22 protein-coding genes and 1 pseudogene are annotated in these 25988 nt (G+C 38.3%); 14 read left to right on the forward strand and 9 right to left on the reverse strand.

The window, feature by feature from the left end; genetic code table 11:
• Window positions 1-227: 227 nt before the first annotated feature.
• Window positions 228-1481 (forward strand): glycosyltransferase family 4 protein, encoded by a 1254-nt coding sequence (locus BSM4216_RS03710; RefSeq protein ID WP_048622774.1) that lies wholly within the window; start codon window positions 228-230, stop codon window positions 1479-1481.
• On the forward strand, window positions 1456-2397 hold the full coding sequence (locus tag BSM4216_RS03715) for a hypothetical protein (protein ID WP_048622775.1): 942 nt from the start codon (window positions 1456-1458) through the stop codon (window positions 2395-2397). Before BSM4216_RS03710 ends, BSM4216_RS03715 begins: the two co-directional genes overlap by 26 nt.
• A 205-nt stretch (window positions 2398-2602) precedes the next feature.
• Here the strand turns inward: BSM4216_RS03715 and BSM4216_RS03720 are convergent, their stop codons facing one another.
• Window positions 2603-2944 (reverse strand): hypothetical protein, encoded by a 342-nt coding sequence (locus BSM4216_RS03720; RefSeq protein WP_048622776.1) that lies wholly within the window; start codon window positions 2942-2944, stop codon window positions 2603-2605.
• Between the two features lie 573 nt (window positions 2945-3517).
• Here BSM4216_RS03720 and BSM4216_RS03725 point away from each other — a divergent pair.
• From BSM4216_RS03725 to BSM4216_RS03770, 11 genes and pseudogenes are all read left to right on the forward strand, one after another.
• Window positions 3518-4423 (forward strand): NAD-dependent epimerase/dehydratase family protein, encoded by a 906-nt coding sequence (locus BSM4216_RS03725; protein WP_048622777.1) that lies wholly within the window; start codon window positions 3518-3520, stop codon window positions 4421-4423.
• A 416-nt stretch (window positions 4424-4839) separates the two neighbouring features.
• Window positions 4840-5469, forward strand: coding sequence for a DUF1796 family putative cysteine peptidase (locus tag BSM4216_RS03730; RefSeq protein ID WP_048622778.1), 630 nt, complete (start codon window positions 4840-4842; stop codon window positions 5467-5469).
• 114 nt (window positions 5470-5583) lie between these two features.
• A complete protein-coding gene (locus BSM4216_RS03735) occupies window positions 5584-6564 on the forward strand; it encodes a polysaccharide biosynthesis protein (RefSeq protein ID WP_048622779.1) in 981 nt (326 codons plus the stop codon).
• A gap of 528 nt (window positions 6565-7092) precedes the next feature.
• Complete coding sequence (gene yhbH / locus BSM4216_RS03740) at window positions 7093-8253, forward strand: sporulation protein YhbH (protein WP_048622780.1); 1161 nt, start codon at window positions 7093-7095, stop codon at window positions 8251-8253.
• A gap of 797 nt (window positions 8254-9050) precedes the next feature.
• Window positions 9051-9304: pseudogene (locus BSM4216_RS16660) on the forward strand (DUF444 family protein); the annotation flags it as partial.
• 451 nt (window positions 9305-9755) lie between these two features.
• Window positions 9756-10256, forward strand: coding sequence for a PH domain-containing protein (locus BSM4216_RS03745; RefSeq protein WP_003353243.1), 501 nt, complete (start codon window positions 9756-9758; stop codon window positions 10254-10256).
• Window positions 10257-10272: 16 nt separating this feature from the next.
• On the forward strand, window positions 10273-11757 hold the full coding sequence (locus tag BSM4216_RS03750; RefSeq protein ID WP_048622781.1) for a PH domain-containing protein: 1485 nt from the start codon (window positions 10273-10275) through the stop codon (window positions 11755-11757).
• A 1030-nt stretch (window positions 11758-12787) separates the two neighbouring features.
• Window positions 12788-12994 carry a DUF1657 domain-containing protein gene (locus BSM4216_RS03755; RefSeq protein WP_003353240.1) on the forward strand — a complete coding sequence of 69 codons (207 nt, stop codon included), beginning with the start codon at window positions 12788-12790 and terminating at the stop codon, window positions 12992-12994.
• 236 nt (window positions 12995-13230) lie between these two features.
• Window positions 13231-14244 (forward strand): stage V sporulation protein AD, encoded by a 1014-nt coding sequence (gene spoVAD / locus BSM4216_RS03760; protein WP_048622782.1) that lies wholly within the window; start codon window positions 13231-13233, stop codon window positions 14242-14244.
• Between the two features lie 195 nt (window positions 14245-14439).
• Window positions 14440-14646 carry a DUF1657 domain-containing protein gene (locus BSM4216_RS03765; protein ID WP_048622783.1) on the forward strand — a complete coding sequence of 69 codons (207 nt, stop codon included), beginning with the start codon at window positions 14440-14442 and terminating at the stop codon, window positions 14644-14646.
• Window positions 14647-14679: 33 nt separating this feature from the next.
• Window positions 14680-15540 carry a DUF421 domain-containing protein gene (locus tag BSM4216_RS03770; protein ID WP_048622784.1) on the forward strand — a complete coding sequence of 287 codons (861 nt, stop codon included), beginning with the start codon at window positions 14680-14682 and terminating at the stop codon, window positions 15538-15540.
• Between the two features lie 674 nt (window positions 15541-16214).
• On the opposite strand, the gene BSM4216_RS03780 is transcribed toward BSM4216_RS03770, so the two are convergent.
• The 5 genes from BSM4216_RS03780 to BSM4216_RS03800 all read right to left on the reverse strand — a co-directional run bounded on the left by BSM4216_RS03780 (window position 16215) and on the right by BSM4216_RS03800 (window position 22851).
• The gene (locus BSM4216_RS03780) at window positions 16215-17609 is read right to left on the reverse strand and encodes a peptide MFS transporter (protein WP_048622786.1); all 1395 of its coding nucleotides are present in this window, start codon (window positions 17607-17609) and stop codon (window positions 16215-16217) included.
• A gap of 225 nt (window positions 17610-17834) precedes the next feature.
• A complete protein-coding gene (locus BSM4216_RS03785) occupies window positions 17835-18950 on the reverse strand; it encodes an IS4 family transposase (RefSeq protein ID WP_048622499.1) in 1116 nt (371 codons plus the stop codon).
• 444 nt (window positions 18951-19394) lie between these two features.
• The gene (locus BSM4216_RS03790; RefSeq protein WP_048622787.1) at window positions 19395-20696 is read right to left on the reverse strand and encodes an NCS2 family permease; all 1302 of its coding nucleotides are present in this window, start codon (window positions 20694-20696) and stop codon (window positions 19395-19397) included.
• A gap of 522 nt (window positions 20697-21218) precedes the next feature.
• Complete coding sequence (locus tag BSM4216_RS03795; RefSeq protein WP_048622788.1) at window positions 21219-22217, reverse strand: inorganic phosphate transporter; 999 nt, start codon at window positions 22215-22217, stop codon at window positions 21219-21221.
• Window positions 22218-22233: 16 nt separating this feature from the next.
• The gene (locus tag BSM4216_RS03800; RefSeq protein ID WP_003353229.1) at window positions 22234-22851 is read right to left on the reverse strand and encodes a DUF47 domain-containing protein; all 618 of its coding nucleotides are present in this window, start codon (window positions 22849-22851) and stop codon (window positions 22234-22236) included.
• A gap of 195 nt (window positions 22852-23046) precedes the next feature.
• Between BSM4216_RS03800 and BSM4216_RS03805 the strand changes: the two genes are divergently transcribed.
• Window positions 23047-23880 carry an aldo/keto reductase gene (locus tag BSM4216_RS03805; protein ID WP_048622789.1) on the forward strand — a complete coding sequence of 278 codons (834 nt, stop codon included), beginning with the start codon at window positions 23047-23049 and terminating at the stop codon, window positions 23878-23880.
• A 31-nt stretch (window positions 23881-23911) separates the two neighbouring features.
• Here the strand turns inward: BSM4216_RS03805 and BSM4216_RS03810 are convergent, their stop codons facing one another.
• The 3 genes from BSM4216_RS03810 to BSM4216_RS03820 all read right to left on the reverse strand — a co-directional run bounded on the left by BSM4216_RS03810 (window position 23912) and on the right by BSM4216_RS03820 (window position 25799).
• The gene (locus BSM4216_RS03810; RefSeq protein WP_048622790.1) at window positions 23912-24820 is read right to left on the reverse strand and encodes an RluA family pseudouridine synthase; all 909 of its coding nucleotides are present in this window, start codon (window positions 24818-24820) and stop codon (window positions 23912-23914) included.
• A gap of 83 nt (window positions 24821-24903) precedes the next feature.
• Entirely contained in the window at window positions 24904-25374 is a 471-nt protein-coding gene (locus BSM4216_RS03815; RefSeq protein WP_048622791.1) for a thioredoxin family protein, read from the reverse strand.
• Window positions 25371-25799 (reverse strand): disulfide oxidoreductase, encoded by a 429-nt coding sequence (locus tag BSM4216_RS03820; protein WP_003353225.1) that lies wholly within the window; start codon window positions 25797-25799, stop codon window positions 25371-25373. The genes BSM4216_RS03815 and BSM4216_RS03820 overlap by 4 nt, the downstream gene beginning before the upstream one ends.
• Window positions 25800-25988 lie beyond the last annotated feature (189 nt).

The raw sequence follows: 25988 nt of genomic DNA on the forward strand, positions 1-25988 counted from the left end.
TTCAAAGATTTGGAAGGTCCGGCTTTTTTAATGAAGGGAGTAAAGAGCTGTCTTTCTTTAGGAAAAAGGGTTTTCAAATGTACAAAAGCCCGGCTTATTTAAATCGCTGCTACTCCCTCCAAAGAGGTTGTCAGAAAATATTGTGCAAATAGAAAGATAACTGTCTATACCATAGATTTATTTTCTCAATATGATACGTATAGACCAAAACAGAAGGAGATGTATTTATGAAAATATTGCTTGCTACGTACTGGGCCGTTCCGCACGTAGGGGGAGTATGGGGCTATATGAAGCAGCTTAAAGAAAAGCTTGTGTCTTTAGGACATGAAGTGGATTTGCTAGGTTACAGTGAGAATAATGAGTATGTTTACATTGTGAATGAAGATCGAAGGTTAGAAAAGGATAAGGTGCTTCCTTTGCTTAACGCAAAACTAAACGAACAAGTTTATCCGGCTATTCATATCAATCCATTGATAAAATATACGGAATTTCAACGTTACTTTTTTGAATTAGCTGCTGCCTATTTAGGTTTGGACAAATATGATGTGATCCATACACAAGATGTCATTTCCACTGCAAGTATTCAGAGGGTGAGACCTAAAGGACCTGCATTAGTCGCTACCCTGCATGGTTGTGTGGCTCATGAGATTAGACACCAATTAACCACCATTCATAAATCACCGACTTCTCACATGGCTCGGGCATATTTTGATGAGCTCGAACGTACTGGAGCGTCATCTGCTGAATTTACGATCGTAGCCAATAATTGGTTAAAGAATATTTTAACGAATGAGTTTCTTGTTCCTGATGAACAAATCAAAGTATACCACTATGGATACGATGTAGAGAATTTTATAAAACGAATGAAGGAGAAATCTCCTGTAAAACGTCCGGATGACAAAAAAGTGATCATTTTTACAGGGCGGCTTGTGGAACTGAAAGGGGTTCACCATCTCATATCCGCTCTTGGCCAATTGAAAGAAAGTCGAAATGATTGGGTTTGTTGGATTGTGGGAGACGGAGACAAGAAAGCAGAGTTACGAGTCCAAACTAAAGCCTTAGGTTTAGAAGAAGACGTATTGTTTTTTGGAAGTCGAGATGATATTCCTGCTTTATTGGCTAATTCAGATATTTATGTTCTTCCAAGCCTCTTGGAAAACCAACCTTTATCAGTAGTCGAAGCTCAAATTGCCGGAATGCCTGTGATTGTTAGTGATGCAGGGGGATTGCCGGAAATAGTGGAGCATCAAGTGACAGGATTGATATCACCTGCGGGAGACAGTGAAGCTTTATACCAAAATTTAAATTTATTACTAGACGACGAAAAGTTAAGGAAAACTTTAGGGAATAATGCCAGCAAATGGGGAAGGAACCATTGGGCTTTAGATAAAGGGGTTAGCAACGTACTGGATGTTTACCATAGCGCTATATCTAAATTGAGAAAGGACGAAGAGAATGTCTCGGCTAATAGACTTCATTAAACGTTCTTTGCTCACCTTGCTTCCTAAGGAACTTCAGTCGTTTCTTCCAAAGGAATTTCAGGCATGGCTTCAAAGGACTGAGGACAGTACGGAAGAGAAATCAATGGTAGGTTCTTTGCCGCAAGAGTCTGCATCGCCTAGCCCCGTCGCAAAGGATGCCATCCCAAAAATGAGCGGAGAATCTTATAACTCTTTATTTTCAACTCCGCTTCCAACTCCGAAAATATTTGTGGATCATCGGATTAGGGAACTCATTAAACATTCTTTGCCGGAGAACTATGTGCTTCCTAACCCAGTGACAAAAAAAATTTTTGAGCCGATGAGCGGAGATTTTTACAATTCATTGTTTTCGACTTCGTTGTCCACTCCGGAAGTGTTTGTGGATGATCGTATTTGGAAGCACATTAAACATTCATTGCCGGAAAACTATATACTCCCTAACCCAGTGACAAAAGAAATTTTTGGAACAATGAGCGGAGATTTTTACAATTCATTGTTTTCGACTCCGTTGTCCACTCCAGATGTGTTTGTGGACGATCGAGTTTGGAAGCACATTAAATATTCATTGCCGGAAAACTATGTGCTTCCCAACCCGGTGACAAAAGAAATGTTTGAACCGATGAGAGCAGATTCTTATAACTCATTGTTTTCGACTTTGTTTTCCACACCGAACATGTTTGTGGATGATCGTGTTTGGAAGCACATTAAACATTCATTGCCGGAAAACTATGTACTGCCTAATCCAGTGATAAAAGAAATGTTTAAACCGATGAGCGGGGATTTTTATAATTCATTGTTTTCGACTCCGTTGTCGACTCCTGAAGTCTTTGTGGATCACGAAGTTTGGGAATCAATAAAAGCTTCTCTACCCCCGGACTATGTGATCCCTAACCCTGTGATGAGGGACGTCCATTAAATCCATTCGTACTAGTTCTTCATTGGGCTGCTTAAAAAACTTAGGTGAGAAGAGTTTCCAAAAGGATCTTTTCAAGTACGGATTTATATCACCAAAAAAGCCCCGCCTCACTTTTATCGTGAGAGCGGGACTTTTTGTATGAAGAATCATCAGTCCCTCGAATGGTAGGAAACTTTTATTGGAGCCAAAAATAAAAATAAGTCTGTTATTGCGCAAGGGTTGGATTGCTTCCGGAGATTTCGTAGTCTGTTTGGTTTTTCGTGATCGTAATCATACTGTTTGTATTTAGAAGATCGTCAAGTTCACTTTCTTTTTCAATGACGAATTGAGTTTTGCTATAAAGGTCTCCTTTGAAAATGGTAAATAATAAAATTCCGTTTAGAAAAGAGTTTATATCATTTCCATAGGTAATGACCTCTGTTTCACCGGGATCAAGTATAAAGGAAACGGTCCCATATTGGTTTAATGGTTCATCTCCTTCACGAATAAAGAGAGTAATCTGCAAAGTAGCCGGGCTATCATTCACAAATGTCTTTGTACCTGCCATAAATTTATTACCCTCCTTTTTTCCATCATCTTATTCTCACAACAAGGATTTGCAAGGGTAGATATAATAGTTGGATTGATCATTTCAATTCAAGTTGATAGAGGTAGTAGATAATGGCAGGCCAAGCCGTTTAACTAACACAAAAAAGAGAATACTATGGAGAAAAATTCTACTACTGTTTGACTTTGAGAATCTATTGATTTTAAGAGATAGGATCGATACCTTAAGGTAAATCCAATCGGGAAACGGCTATAGAGTTTGCCGATCAGTCCTTATAGAGGGTGTGATCCATTGCAGATAATAGAGATGAAATAAGACTTATGCTAGATTATAAATTTCTCCATTTAGACAATTCTGTAATGTCTTTAGCAGCAAAACGGTTTTCTAAAAAGTCTTTCCTCCATCGCTATCCTTCTTTTTTTTCGATTCCATCCAATTTGTTTGATGGGACTCGTTTTACGCTTTGTATCCCTTTCTTATTCCAAACTATTTTTCTGTACATTAGGCATACTCCTTGTACCACTTTCTTTAAAGCTTCATACGATGATAAAAAAGTTATAAGGAGCATAAATCATGAAGGCTGTTGTAACTGGTGGGGCCGGTTTTATCGGTTCTCATCTTGTTGAAGAACTGCTTCTTCAAGGTGCGAAGGTGCATGTATTGGACAACTTAGTATCTGGACAATTGAAAAATGTACATCCGCTTGCCGTCATGCATATCGAAGATATACGCAGTCAAGGGGCCAAACAAATTATTAAGAGAGAAAAACCGGATGTCGTATTCCATTTGGCAGCTCAGGCAGATGTAGGACAGTCGATTCGTGAACCAAAATATGATGCTGACATGAATATCAATGGAACCATCAATATATTAGAAGCTTGTCGTGAAGCCTCTGTGAAAAAAATCATCTTTGCCTCTACCTCAGGGGTTTACGGTAATTTACAAAAAGATTTGATTTCAGAAAAGGACTTGACAATGCCTATTTCTTACTATGGTTTATCGAAATTGACAGCCGAGTCATATATCCGCTTATTTCATCAGCTTTATGGACTATCCTACACCATTCTCCGTTTTGGCAACGTATATGGCCCTAGGCAATCGGCAAAAGGAGAAGGAGGAGTCATTGCGATCTTTTTAGACAGAATCAAAAAAGGAATGCCTTTAATGATACACGGTGACGGAGAACAAACGCGAGATTTTGTTTATGTAAAAGATGTCGTTCGTGCAAATATCGCTGCTGTGGAGAAAGGGGATCAGGAAACGATTCAAGTCAGCACCGGAAGAAGCGTATCCGTCAATCACTTAGTGAAAATGCTGACGCAAATTTACGGATCCCCAATTGAGACGATCTATACACATGCAAGAACAGGCGATATTAAACATAGCTGTCTCGATAATAAAAAAGCGCGTCAATTGTTGCAATGGAATCCTCAGGTTGATATTTTCAACGGATTAACAGAAACTTATACCTTTTCATGAAAATCGTCAGTCAAACACTTTTGAAAGATAAAACATTTTTTGTTTTGCTATAAAAGTTTGCACATAATGTTCATACAAAATAGGATGATGGACGACCATTAGAAATGATTTTTTATAAAATCTCGTATTCCTCCCTGTTGCGGATTAGTCGAATATGGAAAATTTGTTCTATTTCTCATTGAAACCTGGATTAAATACACATTTTTCCATCGTTCGAGTTTCTGCCCTCTCATTTTTTCGTGATGCGGAATTAACTATGGATAGGATATTAGAAAAATATTCGTCTTTTCTGGATTCAAGTTGGATAAGCTTTCATTCGTTTTTGGGGAATTGAGGAAATAAAAAATGTGCTATGCAATGCATAACGGGACCTCACATTGGAAATACGTTTTTCATTTTTTTAAGGAGATGGGAATATGAGTTTAGAAGATATTAAAGGAACTTATGATTCCGTATTTAGTTTAGGAGATCTTTGTTTGACATCCATTCAGCTTAAGAAAAATAATTTGAGACCTTTTTCGGGAGTGTTGGATTGGATGGCATCTCCTTCGTTATCAAATGTCAATCGTCTTTTGAAAAATCGATTTGTCGGTTTTATGGACCTGCCTAATTTAAGAATAATAGGTTATGCTTCTGATCAGCTAATTTGTGTATCGGATGACGGCTATCAAATAGTTTCTAATCATGATTTTGAAGTTGGAAAAAATACACTTTCACATTTGGGCGGTTACCCTGAAGTTAGAGAAAAGTTTGATAGACGGATAAAGCGCTTTTTAGAGAAAATGGAGACCAGCAAACGGATCCTTTTTGTTCGAACAGAAGGCACGTTTGAAGAGGTCTTAGAGCTTGAGTCCATTTTATCCAAAATGGTGAAACATGATTTTCGAATACTCATCGTCAATCATACCGATGTCAGCGGCCTGACCGAAAAAAATTGGCCTATTGAAAGAGTCAGCGTGGTTGAACTTCCGAATCGGGACATTTGGAATGCGAATGATCATTTTTGGAAAATGATGTTCGACGGAGTTCAACTGAGCGGAAAATAAGGGACTAAATACGGGACAATTCTACCGTAACAAGAATGGAAGATTCCTAAACGGAACAGTCGCCTGAAACAACAGGTGTTTCATCTAGAATGAATCTATCAGGAGGTCAAGTAGATGTTTCAAAATAAAGTGATTTTGGTGACCGGCGGGACAGGCTCATGGGGGCATGAGCTCATAAACCAGTTATTATCGCTAAACCCTAAAAAAATCATTGTTCTTTCCAGAAACGAAGCCAGTCAAGTAGAGATGAGCAGAGCGATTGAAGACCCTCGATTGAGCTTTTGCATCGGTGACATTCGAGACAGGGAAGCGTTAGTCAAAGCTTTTGAAGGCGTCGATTATGTGTTTCATTTAGCTGCTTTAAAACACGTCCCCGTCTGTGAAGAACAACCTCTCGAGGCATTGAAAACAAACGTGCTAGGTACTCAAAACGTAATTGAAGCTGCATTAGAAAATGGAGTAAAGAAGGTCATCAACGTATCGACCGATAAAGCGGCAGACCCCATTAACTTCTATGGGATGACAAAAGCCATCGGTGAAAAATTAGTGGTATATGCGAATCAGATCAGTTCGGATACCCAATTTATTTGTATAAGAAGCGGAAATATTCTAGGAAGTAATGGAAGTGTGCTTCAATTATTTATGAATCAAATCAAAAAGAAAGAGATCAAAATTACGGATAAAAGAATGACACGTTTCTTCTTAACCAGGGAAAATGCAATCAAGTTGTTAATAAAAGCTGCAACAATAGGAAAAGGCGGAGAGATTTTTGTCATGAAATCATCCGCATGGAGAATTCTGGATTTGGCTGAAGTGTTGATAGAAGAGTCCGGGGAGAGAGATGTCAAAGTTGTCGAATTTGGAGCTAGACCGGGAGAAAGATTCCATGAAGTTCTGATTTCTGAACATGAAAGCCAAAATACAGTCGTCTATGATGAAGACTTCTTAATTGTTCTTCCTACGATCAACATCCCTGGGTTAAAACAGTTTTATGCTGATTGTTTACCTGTAAAAGGAAATTATTCTTCCAAAGAATTTTTGATGACAAAAGAAGAAATCAAACAAATGTTGGTGGAAGGCGGATTTTTAAAATAAAGGCATTGGTGCTATTCAAAAAGGGTAGCACCGTTTGCCTTTCTCATTTAGAACGAATTAGGTATCTGTGTACCAAAACAATGCAAAGTAAGGAATAAGAACGATTAACAATAGTCAGCTTATTCTACGGAAAACCAATACGATTTGTTCCCTTGAATCTGCGTTTATTCGCAGAATCTTTTTTATCAAGCAAGTTGGCTAATGGTCATTTTGTAAGAATGAGGGGCAAAGACCACTGTACTGACAACATCATAAGATTAATGGAATTCAAATGTGTTGCTCTATATCAGATAAACCAGAAAAAGAGCTGATCATGAAAGGAGCAGCCCGTTCCGTCATATTCGATCTGCTTGTCCAACCTGGATTTTCTCCTTTTGGATGATCTTTTTGTCAACTCTTTGTGTTTCTTGCATAGGATAAAGTAATCAACCTGTAGGATCAAAGTGTATTGATTATGACAGTCATCATATTGTATGAAAAATTATCAAAAAAGTGAAAACCATTTTAGGAGGGGAGGAAAAGAATCAAATGGATAACCATCAGTTTGCGATTTCAAAAGAAGATTGGTCCCTCCATCGGAAAGGGTATGAAGATCAACAGCGACATAAAGAGAAAGTGCAAGAAGCTATTCGAAACAACTTGCCCGATTTAATTACGGAAGAAAGCATCATTTTATCCAATGGCAGGGATGTAGTGAAGATACCGATACGCTCATTAGACGAGTATAAAATCCGTTATAATTACGATAAGAACAAGCACGTCGGCCAAGGAAACGGAGACAGTAAAGTCGGAGATGTCATTGCAAGGGATGGCAGCAGCGAACGAGGACCTGGAAAAGGCCAAGGTGCAGGGGATAAACCGGGAGAAGATTATTATGAAGCGGAAGTTTCTATGGCTGATTTAGAAGAGGCATTTTTTGCGCAGCTGGAACTTCCTAATTTAAAGCAAAAGGAACAAGAAGATCATACTGTTGAGAAAATTGAATTCAACGATATCCGCAAAACGGGATTGATGGGGAATATTGATAAGAAAAAAACGATGCTCACCGCTTTTAAAAGAAATGCATTAAAGGGTGAGCCAAGATTCCATCCGATTATTCCGGAAGACTTGAAATTTAGAACTTGGAACGAAGTGCAAAAGCCCCATTCCAAAGCAGTGGTGCTGGCCATGATGGACACGAGTGGATCTATGGGGATATGGGAAAAGTTCATGGCTAGGAGTTTTTTCTTTTGGATGACCCGATTTTTACGAACGAAATATGAAACGGTAGAGATTGAGTTTATCGCCCATCATACGGAAGCAAGAGTAGTCACGGAAGAAGAGTTTTTTTCCAAGGGCGAAAGCGGGGGGACGATTTGTTCTTCTGCCTATCGAAAATCGCTGGAACTAATTGAGGAAAAATACCAACCTTCTCGGTATAATATTTATCCTTTCCATTTTTCTGATGGGGACAACTTGACTTCCGATAACGCAAGGTGCATCAAACTCGTCAAAGAAATCATGGCTGTGTCGAATATGTTTGGTTACGGAGAAGTCAATCAGTACAGTCGCCATTCCACTTTAATGTCCGCCTATAAAAACATCAAAGACGAAAAATTCCGTTATTTCATTTTAAAACAGAAAGAAGATGTCTTCCACGCCATGAAAAGCTTTTTTCATAACGATGATCAGTCCAAAGTGTTGGCTTAAGTCTCATAAACAAAAAAGCTTTGAGTGCATCGGAGAGATCGGCATCGGAGCTTTCTTAATAACCTGTTAAAATAATGGAAACCCACAGAAATTTTAAAATTCTGTGGGTTTTTTAGGTGCGCCCGGCATGTACATGAACTATAGGGTGTAAGTCCCGAACCCCGAAGACAGAAGTAGAGGTTAGCCAAGAGCAAGGGTGTCCGTGGTGACGCGGAATCTGAAGGAAGCTGGAGGCAAAACACCGGTCCGAGGAACACGAACCTCATATAAGGCTAGGTATGATTGAGTGAGTTTGCATAACAAAACAAAGCTCTTTCTGTCGAAGGTCATATCGAGTAAATGAGGCGGATAGATGGTGTGAAAGTGCATGTACTTACCCGGGGAGGTCTGGCGGATATGTGAAGTACTCTTCATAACCTACTTAGTGATAAGTAGCTGAACCGTCAGAAGTCAGCAGAGGTCATAGTATTAGTTGGTCTAGAACAACTAAGAAGGACCGAACAATTAAGAGAGAATAGCCCTTGGTATTCAGTGAGTCATGATGAACACAGAAAACGTAGTACCTCACTTGAGGGAGGAAGCGGTGAATCCCGTGGGAGACCTCTTGGAGGGTGGAGTGACCACTGGCATAAAGAGAACAGCTATTCACGGAAGTTATAAAGACTTGCGTCAATTATCTTAATTGAACCGCCGTATACGGAACCGTACGTACGGTGGTGTGAGAGGACGGGAGTTAATCGCTCCCTCCTACTCGATTGATTAGGCTTTCTTGAAACAGGAAGAAAATAGTCTAACTCCATTTTTCAGATGGGGACAACTTGACTTCCGATAACGCAAGGTGCATCAAACTCGTCAAAGAAATCTGGCTGTGTCTAAAATGTTTGGCTACGGAGAAGTCCATTAGTACAGCTGCCATTCCACCTTAATGTTCGCTTATAAAATCATCAAAGACGAAAAATTCCGTTATTTCATTTTAAAGCAAAAAGAAGATGTATTCCAATTTTTATTGAAAATAGCGTTTTTCATTCCCGGCAGACCGATTCTTTTTTAGCTTTTGATTTCGTTTCTTCTTAAATGAAAATTTAAAGTATCTGGCATCTCCTTTGTTGAGCCGAGTCCACTTGCGGCTATTTTCAAAAAGGATCCATTTGAAGCTTTCATTTATTTTTTTGATATTAAGAAGTATTGTCAAAGTAAATGTGTGCCGCCATTATTTTCACAGAAAAATTTCATATTTTTATCAAAATTTGTAAAAAATCTACACAAAATATTTTTCCTTTACTATAATGGTTAGGTGGGAAGCTCACGATATTTGCACCACTTTGGAGGAAACGTCCATTTTACATCGTACAGTTTATTTTGAAGTTAATTGTTTGAATATTAATAAATATCTTAAATAATGTTTATGAGAAACAGAAATTGGTGATATAAAGAGGATTGTTTTTTTGGCGCAAACTGTTTCATTGTACAATTTTCTAGAATTCGACAGAAAGGAGGAGATTATGACTGGGATGATAAAGGAACCAACACAACAAATTTCGCCGAAGGCTGTGAAGATGTGGCGAATAAGTGACGCCATCACGTATTTCATTGCACTTTGCATCCTATTAATCCTTCTGTATCTTCAGCAATATTATGGGTGGAAAAGTTGGATAGGTCTTATTCTCTATGTTCTTTTAATACTCCTCATTATTTCCTCCATCGTTGAAATCGTGATTGTACCTATTTATCGACAGCGAACTTGGCGCTACGAAGTCGACGAGAAATACATACAATTGAAGTATGGAGGAGTATTAAAGAAAACTCATTTAATCATACCTATGACGAAAGTGTTATACGTCAATACGAATCAAGGTCCGCTCTTGCGAAAATTTGATTTGTCGACGATAAAGATAGGGACGATGGCTTCTGTGCATGAAATACCGGCTGTTCCTGAAAAGAAAGCAGCGGAATTACGGGAAAAGATTGCTGTTTTAGCGGGAATTAGTGAATCAAATGAATAGGGGGTTCTATTCCTCCATGAACAGGGAAACAACAAATAATAAAGCTCATCGAATACATCCGCTATGGATCGTCTATTCGATTGGCAAGTCCGTAAAGGAATTGGTTTTTTTTGTTATTGGTCTTATGATTTATATACGTTCAGATTCAGATTCTATTTTCTTCAAATTGGGAGTTTTAGCCGGAATTCTCTATTTGATTTATAAAGTCGTTTCTGTATTGTTAGAATGGTTCCATTTCAAGTATTTATTTACGGACACGGAATTGTGCATTCATGAAGGACGATTTATCTTGGCAAGCCGTTATATTCCATTGGAGCGGATTCAAGGCATCAGTCGGAATACACCTTTGTTTCATCGTTTGTTCGGACTCACCTCTCTCTTGCTGGATACAGGTGCAGTCGGCAATAAATCCTCCGTCAAACTTGAAATGATCACCTGCAAAGAAGCCGAACGAATACAAAAATATTTTAGTCATGCCGATTACTTGGAAAGAGACGTGAGTAAACCTAATGAGGGGACATTAAAAGCGAACCTGCCGGAACATTCCTCAAGGAAGAAGCATTATGAAATGACTTCTAAAGAAATATTTGTGGCTTCCGTTACGTCGCTTCATTTACTTATTTTTATTTCGCTGCTTTATACCTTTTATTCGAATTTAAATGATTTTTTGTCAATAGACCCATATATAGAGGCTGTTCTCTCCTTCTTTCAAAAATCTTGGTTATTAACGGCCGTTGGTATTCTTGCTCTGTTGGTGTTATCAATGGCTTATGGTTGGGGAAGGACTTTCATTCGGTATAGAAATTTTGAGGTTACTTCTGATCAGCAGCGAATTTTTATTAAAAAAGGTTTGTTTCATCAGACTGAATTTTCCATTCCAAAGGAAAAAGTTGAAGCCATCATTTTAAATACAAAATTTCTTCAAAAAATCTTGGGAATTGTGGAGGTGAGAATTGTAAGCACAGCTGAAGAGGATGATGAAGAGATGAAAACGGCCAATATACTCTTTCCTTTTATTCATAAAAACAAAGCTTTACTACTGATATCTGAGATTTTGCCTACATTTAAAGTGGAAACGGACATGGTGAATCTTCCTCGGTCAGCTATTTTTGTAAAATTAGTGCGGACTAGCTATATTTGGATCGCAGCAGGAGCGATATTCTACTTCTGGCCAAGACTCTGGTATGTTCCGCTTGCTTTTCTAGTTCTTACTCATATTTCCCAACTATTAAGTGGTTTATCTAATGGCTACAAGCTTAGTGGCCCTTTTATCCAACTTCAAAGTGGATCTTTTTCCACGAAATTATTTATCACAACCCGAATGAAAATTGAAGAGTTAAAAGTAACAGAATCAGTACTACAGCGTAAGTTTGGCCTCGCTTCTCTTGAAATTTTTACACGTTCTAAATCCGTTCAAGTGTCGAAAATTTCGGATATTCCGAAAGATGTGGCAATTAGCTGCTATCAATGGTATGGAAAGAACGGAGGAAACAAGGGATAATATAAGGTTTCATGTATTGAATAAAATTTAGGATTAATACAATTTAAAGAATTGGTTATATAAAAGAGATAAAATTTCATCATGGGGTGTTATTTTTACATAACCGTGAAAAATGAAAAGGAGAGAGTTTTTTGAAATCTATACTACCACCACTAATTTTCGGGCTCATTTTATCCATAGTCTGGGGGTATTTCTCGGATTTAAGGCAAGGAGAAACACGAACGTTCATTATTAGGATTATTGTTGTGCCTTTGATTCTAATACTATTTAGCAAGATGCGCGAAGCTAAAAAAAAGTAAGTATTTTTAAACTCCCTTCTACGGTCTAAGAATTTTGTTTTGATTTTTAATGGTACCAAATCCTTTTGCATTTCATCATCATGGACTGAAGAAATTATCTTTTGACAGCAGGGCATTTTGGACTTTTGCTGGCGAAAGGATTTTAAAGTTTTTCAACCAAGCAATTTTATGATAAAAGGAGATTTCATATACGAAATCTTCTTTTCGATGTCGTTGTCGACGATCCTTTTAAAGGAGAATCTTCGTAACAGCATTTATTTTTCAAGAAAAATCTCTTACCCCCAGGATTTAGTATAGAATCAAAAAGAAAAACGGTGAAAAAGCTGTTTAGAAACGCTAAACAGCTTTTCTCGTTTTTTACGGAATTAAATATCTCCACAGCTTTTCGCTCTATTCCTTATCTTCTTTCTTTGGCATTCTCATTTTTTGTACCAAAAGAAGAACTTGTGTTTGGCTATTCATGATCATCCATCGTTTTCCTGTCTTGATAGGCGAATTTTATCTGCGTTGTCAGGATGCTGCCTTCAAATTAGATTCTTTGCCTGTTTTCGTTTTTTCGAATCCATTGCGTTGCCTTTCAGGGAGTTTAAACGGGTTGAACTAAGTTATATAGGATATGAAAGGAATTTAACCCACTATGGATCTTTACAGATGGATAAAATTAGAAAACATAAAAAAAGATCTTTTTTATCATTCTAAAAGTGTAACTTAAATTGAAGGAGGAATCACCTGTGACTATCATCAGTCAAGTGAAACAAACTCTAGCCGGATTAAAAAGTGCACAAGCGAGCTTCGAAACCTTTGCACTAGGAACCGATAATCAACAAGCTAAACAACTTTATCAAGATGCTGCCAAACAAACACAGCAACTAGTTGACAGCCTTTCTGCTCGTGTTCAACAAATTGAACAAGAAGAACCTCAATACAAACAACAATAATGTACAAATTAGATAAAAAGGTTGGTTGGATCAACCAACCTTTTTACACCTTTAAACGGAACGTGATGAGCACATAGATCTAAAGGCAAAACAACAATTGATATAGTTTAGGATATACCGAATATCTGAATCAGATAAAAAGACCAGTACTGAAAGACTGTAATGAAGCTTGCCTTATCGGGCAGGCTATTCCAATGTTTATGATCATGATTCTTAATAAAGCGAGGTGGTTTTTGATGTTGACGGGGCATCGTACTTGGGTTTTCGATCAAAAGCCCGCCATTATTTCTACTGGTACAGTTGGTGGACCTTTTGAAGCGAACGGAATGCTGGCATTAGATTTTGATCTGCTTCATTCCGATTTATGGCTAGGTCAAGATTCTTATGAAAAAGCCCACAAGATCCTTTTAGAAGAAGCCTGTCAAAAAGCCATCGAAAAAGCCGGTCTTCAAAAAGAGCAAATTCAGTTTTTCCTGGGGGGAGACTTGATTAATCAGCTTACCCCTACCAGTTTTGCTATGCGCACGCTAGGAGTGCCTTTTCTCGGTTTGTTCGGAGCCTGTTCAACATCGATGGAGGGACTGGCTCTTGGTGCTTATATTGTTAATAACAAAGGAGCCGACTATTTGTTAACAGGTGCTTCTAGTCATAATGCAGCGGTTGAAAAGCAGTTCCGTTATCCAACGGAATACGGTGGACAAAAACCGCCCACTGCACAATGGACGGTAACCGGTGCTGGAGCTGCTTTGTTAAGCAGTACTGGTGACGGTCCTAGGGTTACGTCTGCTACGATTGGTCGTGTTATTGATATGGGGATGACCGATCCGCTGAATATGGGTGGGGCAATGGCTCCGGCAGCTGTGGATACGATAGAAGCTCATTTAAAAGAACGAAATGTTGACCCCTCTTACTATGATTTAATAGTGACAGGAGACCTTGGTCAAATTGGACATGATATTTCACTTGAACTATTTCATAAACACGGCACCCCTATTCGTGAAGAACAGTATCAAGATTGCGGGCTCATGATCTACCGGGAAGATCAGCCGGTCTTATCTGGAGCGAGTGGTGCAGGATGTTCCGCGACCGTCGTTTACGGCCATTTGTTAAACCGAATGAAAAAAGGGGAGTTAAAACGAATGCTAGTGGTCGCAACGGGTGCTTTGTTATCGCCCTTATCCTTTCAGCAAAACGAAACCATCCCTTGTATCGCACATGCGGTGTCGATTGAATACGAAAACGGGCCATAAATGGCATTTTTCTTATCTGAAGAAGCTTTTTTGTTAATTGACTTCTTTTTGGAGAAAAAAAGCTGTCAATAAACGGCTGCGACACCAAAATCTCAATTTTTGTATGGAAAATCATTTTTCGGTTTTTAGAAAATTTTCTCTGTTTATATGTAAATAGGGGATGCCTAAAACTAAAAGGTGTAAGGAGAGGATACGATGACCATTGCATCGGAAGTGAAACAATGTATGGCCAGCCTTAAAGGTGTAGAAGCCAGCCTGTCCAGTTTAGCATTGCGCACCCAAGATGACGAATCAAAACGTACATTGCATGAAACAATGATGATCGTCCATGAAGTGGTGGAAGATATCAAAAAACGTGTTGGAGAGTTGGAACGAGAAGAAACTCAGTACAAAGGGTTTTAAGATCACCTATTCTTTTGATGGAGGTGTTGCGTTGTGCCCAATTGGTTAGATGTTGTGATACGGTCCATATTGTTTATGATTATTCTTTTTTTAATCACAAAATGGCTGGGGAAAAAACAAATATCTCAACTTTCTTTTTTTGAATATGTAAATGGTATCACCATCGGGAGTATAGGAGCAGAGGTTGTGACTGGACTTGAGCAAAAAATCTCATTAGGGATCATAGCGATCATCACTTGTGCGGCTATCCCCTTTTTGGCGGGCCTGTTATCGTTAAAGAGCAAAGGTTTCCGCGGCTTTATTGAAGGAAAAGGGACGATTTTTATCAAAGATGGAAAAATCATGGAAGACAATTTAAAAAAGGAAAGATACTCGACAGATGAGTTGTTGGAATTGCTTAGAAAGAAAAACGTTTTTCAGGTGTCAGATGTGGAATTTGCCGTTTTAGAGCCAACGGGAGACTTATCTGTCTTATTGAAGAAAGAAAATCAACCTTTGACGGCAAAAGATTTGAATATGTCGGTTGTTACGGTGAAGGAGCCTCAGACGGTTATTATGGACGGAAAAATACTGGATGAGCCGCTCACCACGATTGGCCGAAGCAGGAGATGGCTAATCACGGAACTGGAAAAACTGGGAGTGACTATCGATAATGTTTTTCTTGGACAGGTCAATTCCTATGGCGAATTAACGGTCGATCTTTATGATGATAAGCTTAAAGTTCCATCTCCGCAAGAAAGACCATTGATTCTCGCCACTATGAAAAAATGCCAGGCCGATTTAGAGTCATTTGCCCTTGGAACCGAAAATAAAGAAGCTAAGGAACTATACAGGAAAAATAGCGAAAAATTGCAAAAAGCGATTGAGAAAGTATCCCCTATATTAAGAAATTAGAACGTGTGCATGAAGAATCGTTTATTTTGGCTGATTCAATCCTATGTCTTATGGATAAAGAAAAAAATATCGATGAATACAGCAAGAAGCCTGGAAGAGCTGATAACGACCGCTGGATGGTGAATTTCAGTAAATACCGAAGAAGGACTTTTTATCTTGATCAGGATCATCCGTAAGAAAACCATCTTGCCACAACAAGAATACTCTGACACAGAAATGATTCCATCAACTTTTTGAAATACAGGATTTTCTATACGATGTATTATTTAAAGCAAGCCTCCATTCACAAAAGGATACAAAACATCTACAATTTTAGAGAACTACATTAGCCTGGCAAAGACGGGTATCTCCAATAAACACTACGACCTTCGTATATCGTCATCTCGTTTTTTGAAAGTCAGTATGATTGATATGATTTTTGTCATTTTTTATGTTCACGACAATTTCTTTTTTGAAACGGATCATTTTATTTAACATTAGAATACTTAAGGAAGTTTTCTCATTATATTTAAAGGTGTAAGCAAACTTTAAAAAGAGAGAGAAAAAATAGACATTCATCTTTTTGGCCAGTCAACGATCTCAGATGTTTTTTCCTAAAAAACAAAACCGCCAAGCGATCAGCCGGCGGTTTTGTTTACATACGTTTTTTATTTTCTGATGAAACGTTCGATTCGTTAATCCATCATTTTCGTCAATTTATTAGACAATGTCAGTAAGACTAATCCTAGTAGAATAGCAATTCCTCCGATAAGACTAAATACTTCCAAGTACCCTAGAGAGTCTGTATAAGTGGCGAGTTTTCCAGCTAAAATGTTAGCAAATCCGCTGGCAGAGAGCCAAACCCCCATCAATAAGGAAGCCAGTTTGACCGGAGCGATTCGGCTCACGACTGAGAGACCAACTGGTGATAGGAACAGTTCGCCAACCGTATGGAATAAGTACGTAAACACAATAAATAACAAATTGGCTTTATGTTGAATATCATTCGGATCGCTGCCCGTTTTCATCACGGCTAAGACAAGCACAAAAAATCCCAATCCAAGCAGCATCATGCCGACCGCCATTTTCGTCGGGATCTTCCAATCGCCGCGTTTGGATTTGTTTAACTTCATCCAAAAGGCAGAAACAACTGGAGCTAAAAGGACGATAAACAGAGGATTTACAGATTGAAACCAAGATACAGGAATCGTCCATCCGAATATTTCCCGATCAATAAATTTTTGAGTGTACAGTGTCATAGAACTTCCGGCTTGTTCAAATCCTGCCCAGAAGAAAACGACAAACGCAGCAAGGATAAAGATCACCGCTGTTCTTTCTTTATCTTTCTTCGTAAGCGGTTGAGATTGTTTGATTCCTTTATTGCTCTTTTTCGGCTTACCAGTCGGTTTTTTACCGATATCGCCTAAAAATCGATTGCCAAGCGCATTGAAGATAATTTGTCCAATGATCATCCCAATGGCCGATACAAGGAATCCATACTTATAACCGTATTGGATAAAACCATTCATCGTTTTAGCAAACAAATCTTCTGACACATAACCAACAATGAGCGGGGAGAAGAAGGCCCCAACATTAATACCCATATAAAAAATGGTAAACGCAGCATCACGGCGGGGATCGTTTTCAGAGTAGAGGTCACCGACAATAGTAGAAATATTCGGTTTGAAGAAGCCATTTCCTATAATTAGAAGGGCTAAACCTGTATAAAGAAAGGTGTGGTTTTGATGGGCAAATAAGGCCAAATTCCCAAGCGCCATTGTCAGTCCACCAATTGTAACGGCCAGCCTTCGACCTAGAAAACGGTCTGATAAATATCCACCGAGCAACGGCATAAAATAGACGGCCCCAGTAAAGAAACCATAGATGAGCATGGCCGATTGTTCTTTCATCCCTAAACCGCCGGCTGCAACAGATGCAGTTAAATATAAAACAAGGATGGCTCTCATTCCATAATAGCTGAAGCGTTCCCACATTTCCGTCATGAATAGCAAATACAATCCAGGGGGATGTTTCGACTTTTTCTTTGGCTCAGGAATGTTATAATCTTGTTGTTGTACTATGGTTCCCATAGACGTCCTCCTATAAATATTTAAATTGTCTAAACTATGTGCAATATATTAATTTAATAATATTTAATAATCAATATATCATTAGCATTGCATAAATATAGTTAGAATTTTCTGTTAATTATTTTTTGTGAATTTGTGCCAAAAAGACAAAACCTAAAGAAAGGTGGCACTGCCCATTTGGTAAATATATACAGTTAAACCAGAGCGACAACGACAAAAGGGAGATTATGGACTGGCTCGCCCATCAAATTTTCGCAACCAAACATAAGCTGGTTTCCACAGAGCTCTCTTTAACCAACGAGTAATTCGAAGTAGGGATTTCTTACTTTTCATCTCCAATTGAATGAGAACATGTAAGCAATACGTGATCAGGGCTAAGAAAATTTGATTTTGAATAGCTGTTTCACTCATTCCATAAAAGTGCTTAATTTCTACGTGTTGCTTGAGCCATTTGAAAAAGAGTTCAATAGCCCAGCGAGATCGGTAAATATCACTTATCTCTTCTGGTTTTAAATCAAATCGGTTGGTGATGAAACGAAGTAAGTTCCCTTTTGTGTCCATAACTTCTAGTAGACGAAAGACATTTTCAGTACGATTTTGTGTGGTACCAATGTAGACCATTTTATCGGATAGAACGTGACAATCATCAGGAAGTGAAAATGTATAGACTTCACGAATGACTGCGTTTTTCTTCAGTCTTGAAACGAAGAAATAGCCATCATCTGTCATCCGATCAAAACGTTCATAGTCCACATAACCGCGGTCAAACACATACATGGCTTCTTGATCATCCACTAGGACTTCGAGTTGATTTCGGTCATGTTCTTTTGCTGTCGTAATCACTGCTTTTTCAGGATAGACGGTGTCTTTATCCATGAAAACGAGCCGTAAGTGTAGCTTTACACCAGCTTTTGTTTTCCGGAATTTTGCCCATTTATAATGGGTCAAGTTCAACGGGAGTGTACTTGAATCAATGATTTTCAGTGGCATATTCTTTCCGTTTTTATAATGGTACCGTTGAATTTTCCAAACAAGATCCAAGAACAAATTTGCAAGAATTAGTGGGTGGATCTGATTGTTTTTTCGGGATAGCTGAGAGGCACTTATCGATTCAAATCCGAGTGCTTTTTGAAGATCTTCGTCTACAAGTGCATCACTCATTTCCTCTAAGCTCTTAAATTCGAGCAGCTGGGCTACCAATAAAAGTTTAATATAAGCTTCTGTTGTCAGCTTTTTTGTGTAATAGTCCTGTTTCAATTCTTTGACTTGTTCGCTAAGTTTTTGAATATTTATGGGTGAAACCCATTTACCAAATGATAAAATTAGTGTATTCTTGTCCATAATGGTTATCCTTTACGATTGGATTTGGGCAGGAACCACCTGTACTTCCATTGTAAAGGATTTTTTTGTTTCGAAATCAATAAAAAATTGAACATTCTTAGTATTTTGAATCATCAGATTTAATTACTGCAATGCTAGTGTCAATATATGTAGAAAAAGAAATAATTTTATAAATCAATAAAAAAATAGGAAAATTAAGATAAAAATTGGAAGAATTGCGTAAAATCAATGTTTTCAATAATTTTACATGGACAGATATGGAAAAAGAAAATAAAAGTAAAACTATTTTTATTATTCTTTTTATTTTCTGATAGAAAAGAAACAGAGGTTTGTTGTTTATATTTTCTTAACGGGTATAGTTTGTGAAGGCAATAGATCCCCTTCCCGAAAATGGAGAGGGGATCGTGGGAAATCCTATGTCATGCGATTTTTTCAAGAAAGGACTTAATGGGATGTAAATGCCAGCTGACAGAAAAATAATACGGCAAACAAGTACATCAAAGGATGTACGGCGCGCCATTTTCCTTGAATGACTTTTAACAAAGGATAAGAGATAAATCCGAAAGCAATTCCCGTTGAAATACTGGATGTAAGGGGCATGCTTAAAATAATGAAAAAGGCCGGAAATGCTTCATCCAGTTCGTTCCAATTGATTTTAGATATATTTTTCATCATCAGGCTGCCTACAATGATTAAAGCCGGTGCAGTAATAGCGGAAATTTCGGAAACGGCGCTTACTAATGGGCCAAAAAATGCTGCAATCGCAAACAAAACGGCGGTAACAACTGATGTTAAACCCGTTCTTCCTCCAGCTGCAACGCCTGTCGATGATTCGATATAAGCGCTTGAAGGGCTGGTACCGAACACGGCCCCAACAGTCGTTGCGATGGAATCAGACAATAATGCTTGTCTGGCGCGCGGCAAGGTATGTCCCTTCATTAATCCCGCTTGATGTGCGACTCCTATAATGGTTCCCGTTGTATCAAAAATGGTCACAAGCAGAAATGAAAACACAACGGAATACAAGCTGTAATGGATCACATCACCAAAGGCAGCGATCGGATTACTGATGGCAAGCTTTTCGGGAAACGATGGCATGGAAACGATTCCTTCATGAAAATTTAGCTGACCGGTAAAATAAGCAACGATTCCGGTGAGAATCATTCCGATAAACAAAGCGCCACGCACATTCAACACCATTAACATAATGGTGACGGCCAAACCGAAAAGAGCCAAGAGCGATGAAGGGCTGTGAAGATCGCCTAAGCCTACTAAATTTTCTTTATTATCCGCAATGATTCCCGTCATCCGTAAACCCAGAAAAGCGATAAATAGTCCGATGCCTGCTGTTATTCCATGTTTCAAGTTATCAGGAATCATTTCAATCAATTTTTCACGGAATGAGGTTAATGATAAAATGACAAATAAAATTCCAGAAACAAATACTGCCGAAAAAGCGGTCATGTAAGTAATATCATGATGAGAGCCAACGACAGAATACGCAAAATAAGCATTTAACCCCATTCCAGGAGCGACTGCAATAGGATAATTGGCCATGAGCCCCATCCATAAAGTACCGACAATGACGGCAATAATGGTAGCAATAAAAACTTGATTAAAAGGCACGCCGGCATTATGAAGAATGACAGGATTCACGACCACGATATAGACCATCGTTAAAAATGTCGTAAGTCCTGAGATTACTTCTGTTTTAACGTCTGTGCCGTTTTCTTTTAGTTGAAACATCGTTGTGAAATCCTCCAATTAGTATACTTTCATCCATCTGTTCGTAGTCCTTCCAATGATCAGGATTAAATACGAACAATTTAAACACACAAATATTATAATATTCGTTTTTATTGGGTAAAGCAATAGGAAAACCTTGAAAAATTTTTTATCGATATAGTTTTTTGCTTTTGTTGCGATCCAAACTCTATTATTTGAAAAAACTTTTAAACGGAAAACGATTGAGATTTCCTATTGAAAAAAGTGTACGGACATTGGATATCATAAAAAATAAAAGAGGTGTTTGAATATGCCGGGAGATAAAGCCGAAAAGGTGCTTGTCATGATCATGATGATCATAGCGTTTCTTTTGTTGATTACCATTTTGCGAAGATACGTGTTTTCTTAACTGTTTGGGAGGAATACTTAAGAAAGGCAGGTTTGAAAACGAATTCATACATTTTAGGAAGATTCTTTGAAAGGCAAAAACCTCTCCCTTTCTTCGGCGTTCGCCTAAAAAAGAGAGAGGTTTTTAAGGTTATGTTAAAAAAACGAATTTAAAATAAAGAAAATGATGGCGGCAAGGGCAGCTGAAACGGGCAATGTAATCACCCAAGTAATGACCATTCTTTGGGCTGTATCCCATTTTACTCCGCGAATTCTATGAGCAGACCCTACTCCCAAAATAGAAGAGGAAATAACATGTGTGGTGCTGACGGGTAAGTGTATATAAGTTGCCCCGAAAATAATCAGCGCAGAACTTAGATCAGCAGATACACCGTTGACTGGCTTAATTTTCATTATTTTTCCGCCGACGGTTTTGATGATCTTCCAACCGCCGATGGATGTTCCAAGCCCCATTGCGGCAGCACAGCTGATCTGTACCCAAAGGGGAATATCGGTTGTAGTGTGGTAATGGTTCGTGATTAAAGCCATAGTGATGATCCCCATCGCTTTCTGGGCATCATTGGTACCATGTGTATAGGCTTGAATCGCCGCAGTTACCACTTGAATGAGACGAAATCGTTTATTCGTTTTCGCTAAATTATTTTCTTTGAAAATCACTTTGAAAATGCTGTAAATGATATAACCCACAGTAAATGCAATGATTGGCGAGAAGATTAAGGCTTGAAGTATTTTTAAAAATCCCGAATATTTTATGGCTGTAAAACCCGATGCCGCAATGGCTGCACCTGCAACAGCACCAATAATAGCATGGGAGGAGCTGCTAGGGATTCCAAAATACCAAGTAATCAAATTCCATAAAATAGCAGCGAATAAAGCTGAAATAATGACAACAGATCCGTTATTCAATGTAAAAGGGTCAACAATATCTTTTGTGATAGTTTGAGCGACACCGGTAAAAGTCATCGCTCCCAAGAAGTTCATGATAGCCGCTAAAAAAATAGCTTGACGTGGCTTCAACGCTTTTGTAGAGACTGAGGTTGCAATGGCATTTGCCGTATCATGAAAACCATTGATAAAATCGAATAATAATGAAGCAATGACAATCAAGATTGTTGTAACTAATATATAGTCCATTTAATTGAAACGCTCCTTATGCATTTTTCATTATGATTTGTTCAAGAGTATTGGCAACGTTTTGGCAATGGTCAGCAATATTTTCAAACCCTTGGTAAATATCTTTTAATTTAATCAGTTTAATGGGGTCTTTTTCAACATCGAATAAGTTTTTGGTGGATTTTCGCCAAATACCGTCGCAAAATGTTTCATATTCTTTGATTTTAATGGCGTGTTGGCGGATTTCCGGCAAAGTTTTAGTAGAAAGGAGGCCGACCGCTTTATCGATTTCAACTGCACAATTGCGAAGAGCGTCTATAAATTTCATCATATATTCATCAAAATGAGTAATGGAATACATTTCAAAAAGGCCGGCGGTTTCTTCGTAGCCGTCAAGAACGTCATCCATAGTCATCGCAAGAGCTAAAATATCTTCTCTCTCAATTGGAGTGATGAATACGTGGTTTAATTCGGTAATCACTTGATGAACAAATGTATCACCTTTCGTTTCAAATCTTTTCATCTCTTCCGAAAAAGCTTTCAAATCTTGTTCATTATTCAATTTATAGTCTGCAAAATAATTGGCACTTTCCAGCAAATTGCTTGAAATATTGGCCAAAAGTACATTAAACTTGTCTTTTTTACCTTTAAACATTGTTGGGAACCTCCTATAGATTAAAAAAGTACTGAACATGCATTATTTTAGCTTAAAAAGGAGAAAGAGAAAAGTTAATGTCGAAACTTGTTCGAAAATATTTTTAAGGTGCCTGACCCCTTTTCTACTTTAAAGTACCAAGGGGGTCAGGCACCTGTGTTAAAATAAAGTAAAAAATGAAAGTGGGGGTTCTATATGGTAAGCAGTTTACAGGATCATGTGACATTACATAATGGAGTAAAAATGCCTTATGTTGGTCTTGGCGTATATAAGATGACTGACAAAGACGAAACGATAAACGCTGTCAAAGCAGCGCTTGATTATGGATATCGAATGATCGATACGGCAGCTTTTTATCAAAATGAGGATGCTGTTGGAAAAGCGGTGAAAGAATCCGGTCTATCTCGGGAAGAAATATTTATTACTTCAAAAGTATGGAACAGCGACCAAGGATATGATTCAACGTTAAAGGCATTTGAGCGTTCTTTAAAAGAATTAGATATGGATTATTTGGATCTTTACTTAATCCATTGGCCGGTAAAAGAAAAATATTTAGAAACATGGAGAGCAATGGAACGTTTATATAATGAAGGAGTTGTAAAGGCAATCGGTGTCAGCAATTTCCAAATCCATCATCTTGAAGATTTAATGGCGAACAGCCAAGAAAAACCGGTGGTCAACCAAGTGGAGCTCCACCCACATTTGAGCCAGGAACCTTTGCGTACATTCTGCCGTGATCATGAAATCGCAGTGGAAGCTTGGTCTCCGTTAGCTAGAGCACGGATACTTGATCAAGAACCGATCCTTAAAGAAATAGCGAAAAATCATGGGAAAACGGAAGCTCAAGTGATTCTGCGCTGGCATCTGCAAAACGAAGTGGTGATTATTCCAAAATCAGTGCATCCGAAACGAATTAAAGAAAACGCTGAGTTATTTGATTTTCAACTTTCCCAAGAGGAAATGGCGCAGATTAACAGCTTGAATAAAAATCATCGCTACGGGGCTGATCCTGACAATTTTGATTTTTAAAGTGAAAAAGAGAGTCGGAAATCGACTCTCTTTATTCGATGATTGGAAAACCGTCAAACACGTTATCCAACGGAGATGCATGACATTGAATGGCTTCGTCTGTAAAAGGATGAATAAATTCCATTTTTTCCGAGTGCAAAGCAGGCCGATGGAAGACCGGTTTACCGCCGTAGAGAATATCGCCGGCAAGCGGATGTCCAATGGAACTGAAATGAACTCTGATTTGATGAGTTCTGCCTGTTTCAAGCCGGCATCGGATCAAGGTTAATTTTTGTTTTCGATCGACTTCCAAAACTTCATAATGAGTAATCGCTGACTGGCCGGATGGGGAAATCCTTCTTCGTGTTGGGTGATGGCGATCCTTTCCGATCGGCTTGTTGATCGTCCCCTTCGTTTGAAAAAGAATTCCGTGAACGATGGCCACATATGTCCGCTTGATTTCTTTTTTTTCGAGCAAATAAGATAAAGTCGAATAGCTGAGAGGATGTTTTGCAAATAAAATAGCTCCGGTTGTATCTTTGTCCAATCGGTGCACATGTCGTACAAACCCTATATCTCCGTTCACGCACAAGTGCCCTGCCACCATATGTAACAACGTATCAGCATCTTCAGGTGAATTGGGATGAGTGGTGATCCCGGCTGGTTTATTCACAATGATGAGATGATCATCCTCCATTAGAACTTCAATGGGCTGAAAGGAAGGGGGAACGGGCAAGGGACTTTGATTAAATAAAGGCAGCTGAATGCGGTCTTTTTCTTGTAGTACCACGGACAGTGATACAGGTTTTCCATTTAAAGAAATGGATTGGTTCATACGCCATTCATGAAGCAATTTTTTGGGTATTTTCCATTTTTGCTGTAAAAATTCAGCAATTGTAAGACCGGAGAAGCTTTTAGGGATGGTGATTTCTCCAATTTCCCCTTTTCTGATTGTTTTCATTCTATGGGATCGTCCTTTCTGGTGTGAATTACCGCCCTTAATGATTCAATAATCCCTAGGATAAAACCTAGGGATCGTGAATTTTATTTTTTGATTGTTTGTTCTAAAAAGCTCCGTAATTTTTCTTTTGGTTGTTCTCCGACAAGACGAGATTTTTCTTTTCCTTTTTCATAGTACACAATGGTTGGGGTATATTGAATGTGATAGTCATCCCATCCTTGATCAAATTCGAGCAAATTATATTGATAAACGTGTACGTTCATATCTTTTGCTAAAGGCATTAAAATCGGCGTCGTTTTTTTGCAATGAGGGCATGTTGGACTGTAAAAGTAAACGACCAAACTTTCTTTTTGATCCAGTTTCTTTTTCAGTTCATCAGGCAAAATCAAATTTTGATAATTCGGGTCATGCAATTGGTCAATGGTTTCAGGATGGAGATCGGTCTTGCCATATGGATTGTTTTTGGCTTCTTCATTTTGCTGATATTTGGTGATAAAAAAGATGGCCGCAAATAACACGATCACAATAGCCAGAAATATGATTACCTTTTTCAATGTACTTCCTCCTTCCATTTTTTATATACAATGACGCTTGAAACAAAAATAATGATAAAGGCTACAAGCGCCAAAAAAGGAATGGTGATAAACCCAAACCAATTTATGTATTCCGCCGTGCAGGGGATTCGCCCGCAAGCAGGTGCATGATCGGAGAAAAATGATATTTTTTGTAAAGAATAATGGTATAAAGAAATGGACCCGCCAATGGCAGATAAGACAGAAGAATAGATTGCCATACGATAATCTTTTCTTACAACGGCCATCCCTAAAAATACAGTGAGCGGATACATACAAATTCTTTGATACCAGCAAAGTTCGCATGGTTCATAACCCCTGATTTCAGAAAAGTATAAACTTCCCATCATCGCGATGACAGAAGCTCCCCAAGCGAGAAATAATAGATTTTCTTTCAAATTTTTCATAATATCCTCCTCAGATAAGCTCTTCTCAAAATTATAGTATTGATTGAAGAAAAAGAAAACGTACAAAACATAAAATAATCAAAAGTAACCGCATGTTCACTTTTTTATAACAGGAAATAGTTGAAAAGTATTGGATTGCTTGCGCTGTAGTTTTCTTTCAAAAGATTTTCTTGTTCATACCAAAGGACT

The sequence above is a fragment of the Bacillus smithii genome, from assembly GCF_001050115.1.
Classification (GTDB): domain Bacteria; phylum Bacillota; class Bacilli; order Bacillales; family DSM-4216; genus Bacillus_O; species Bacillus_O smithii.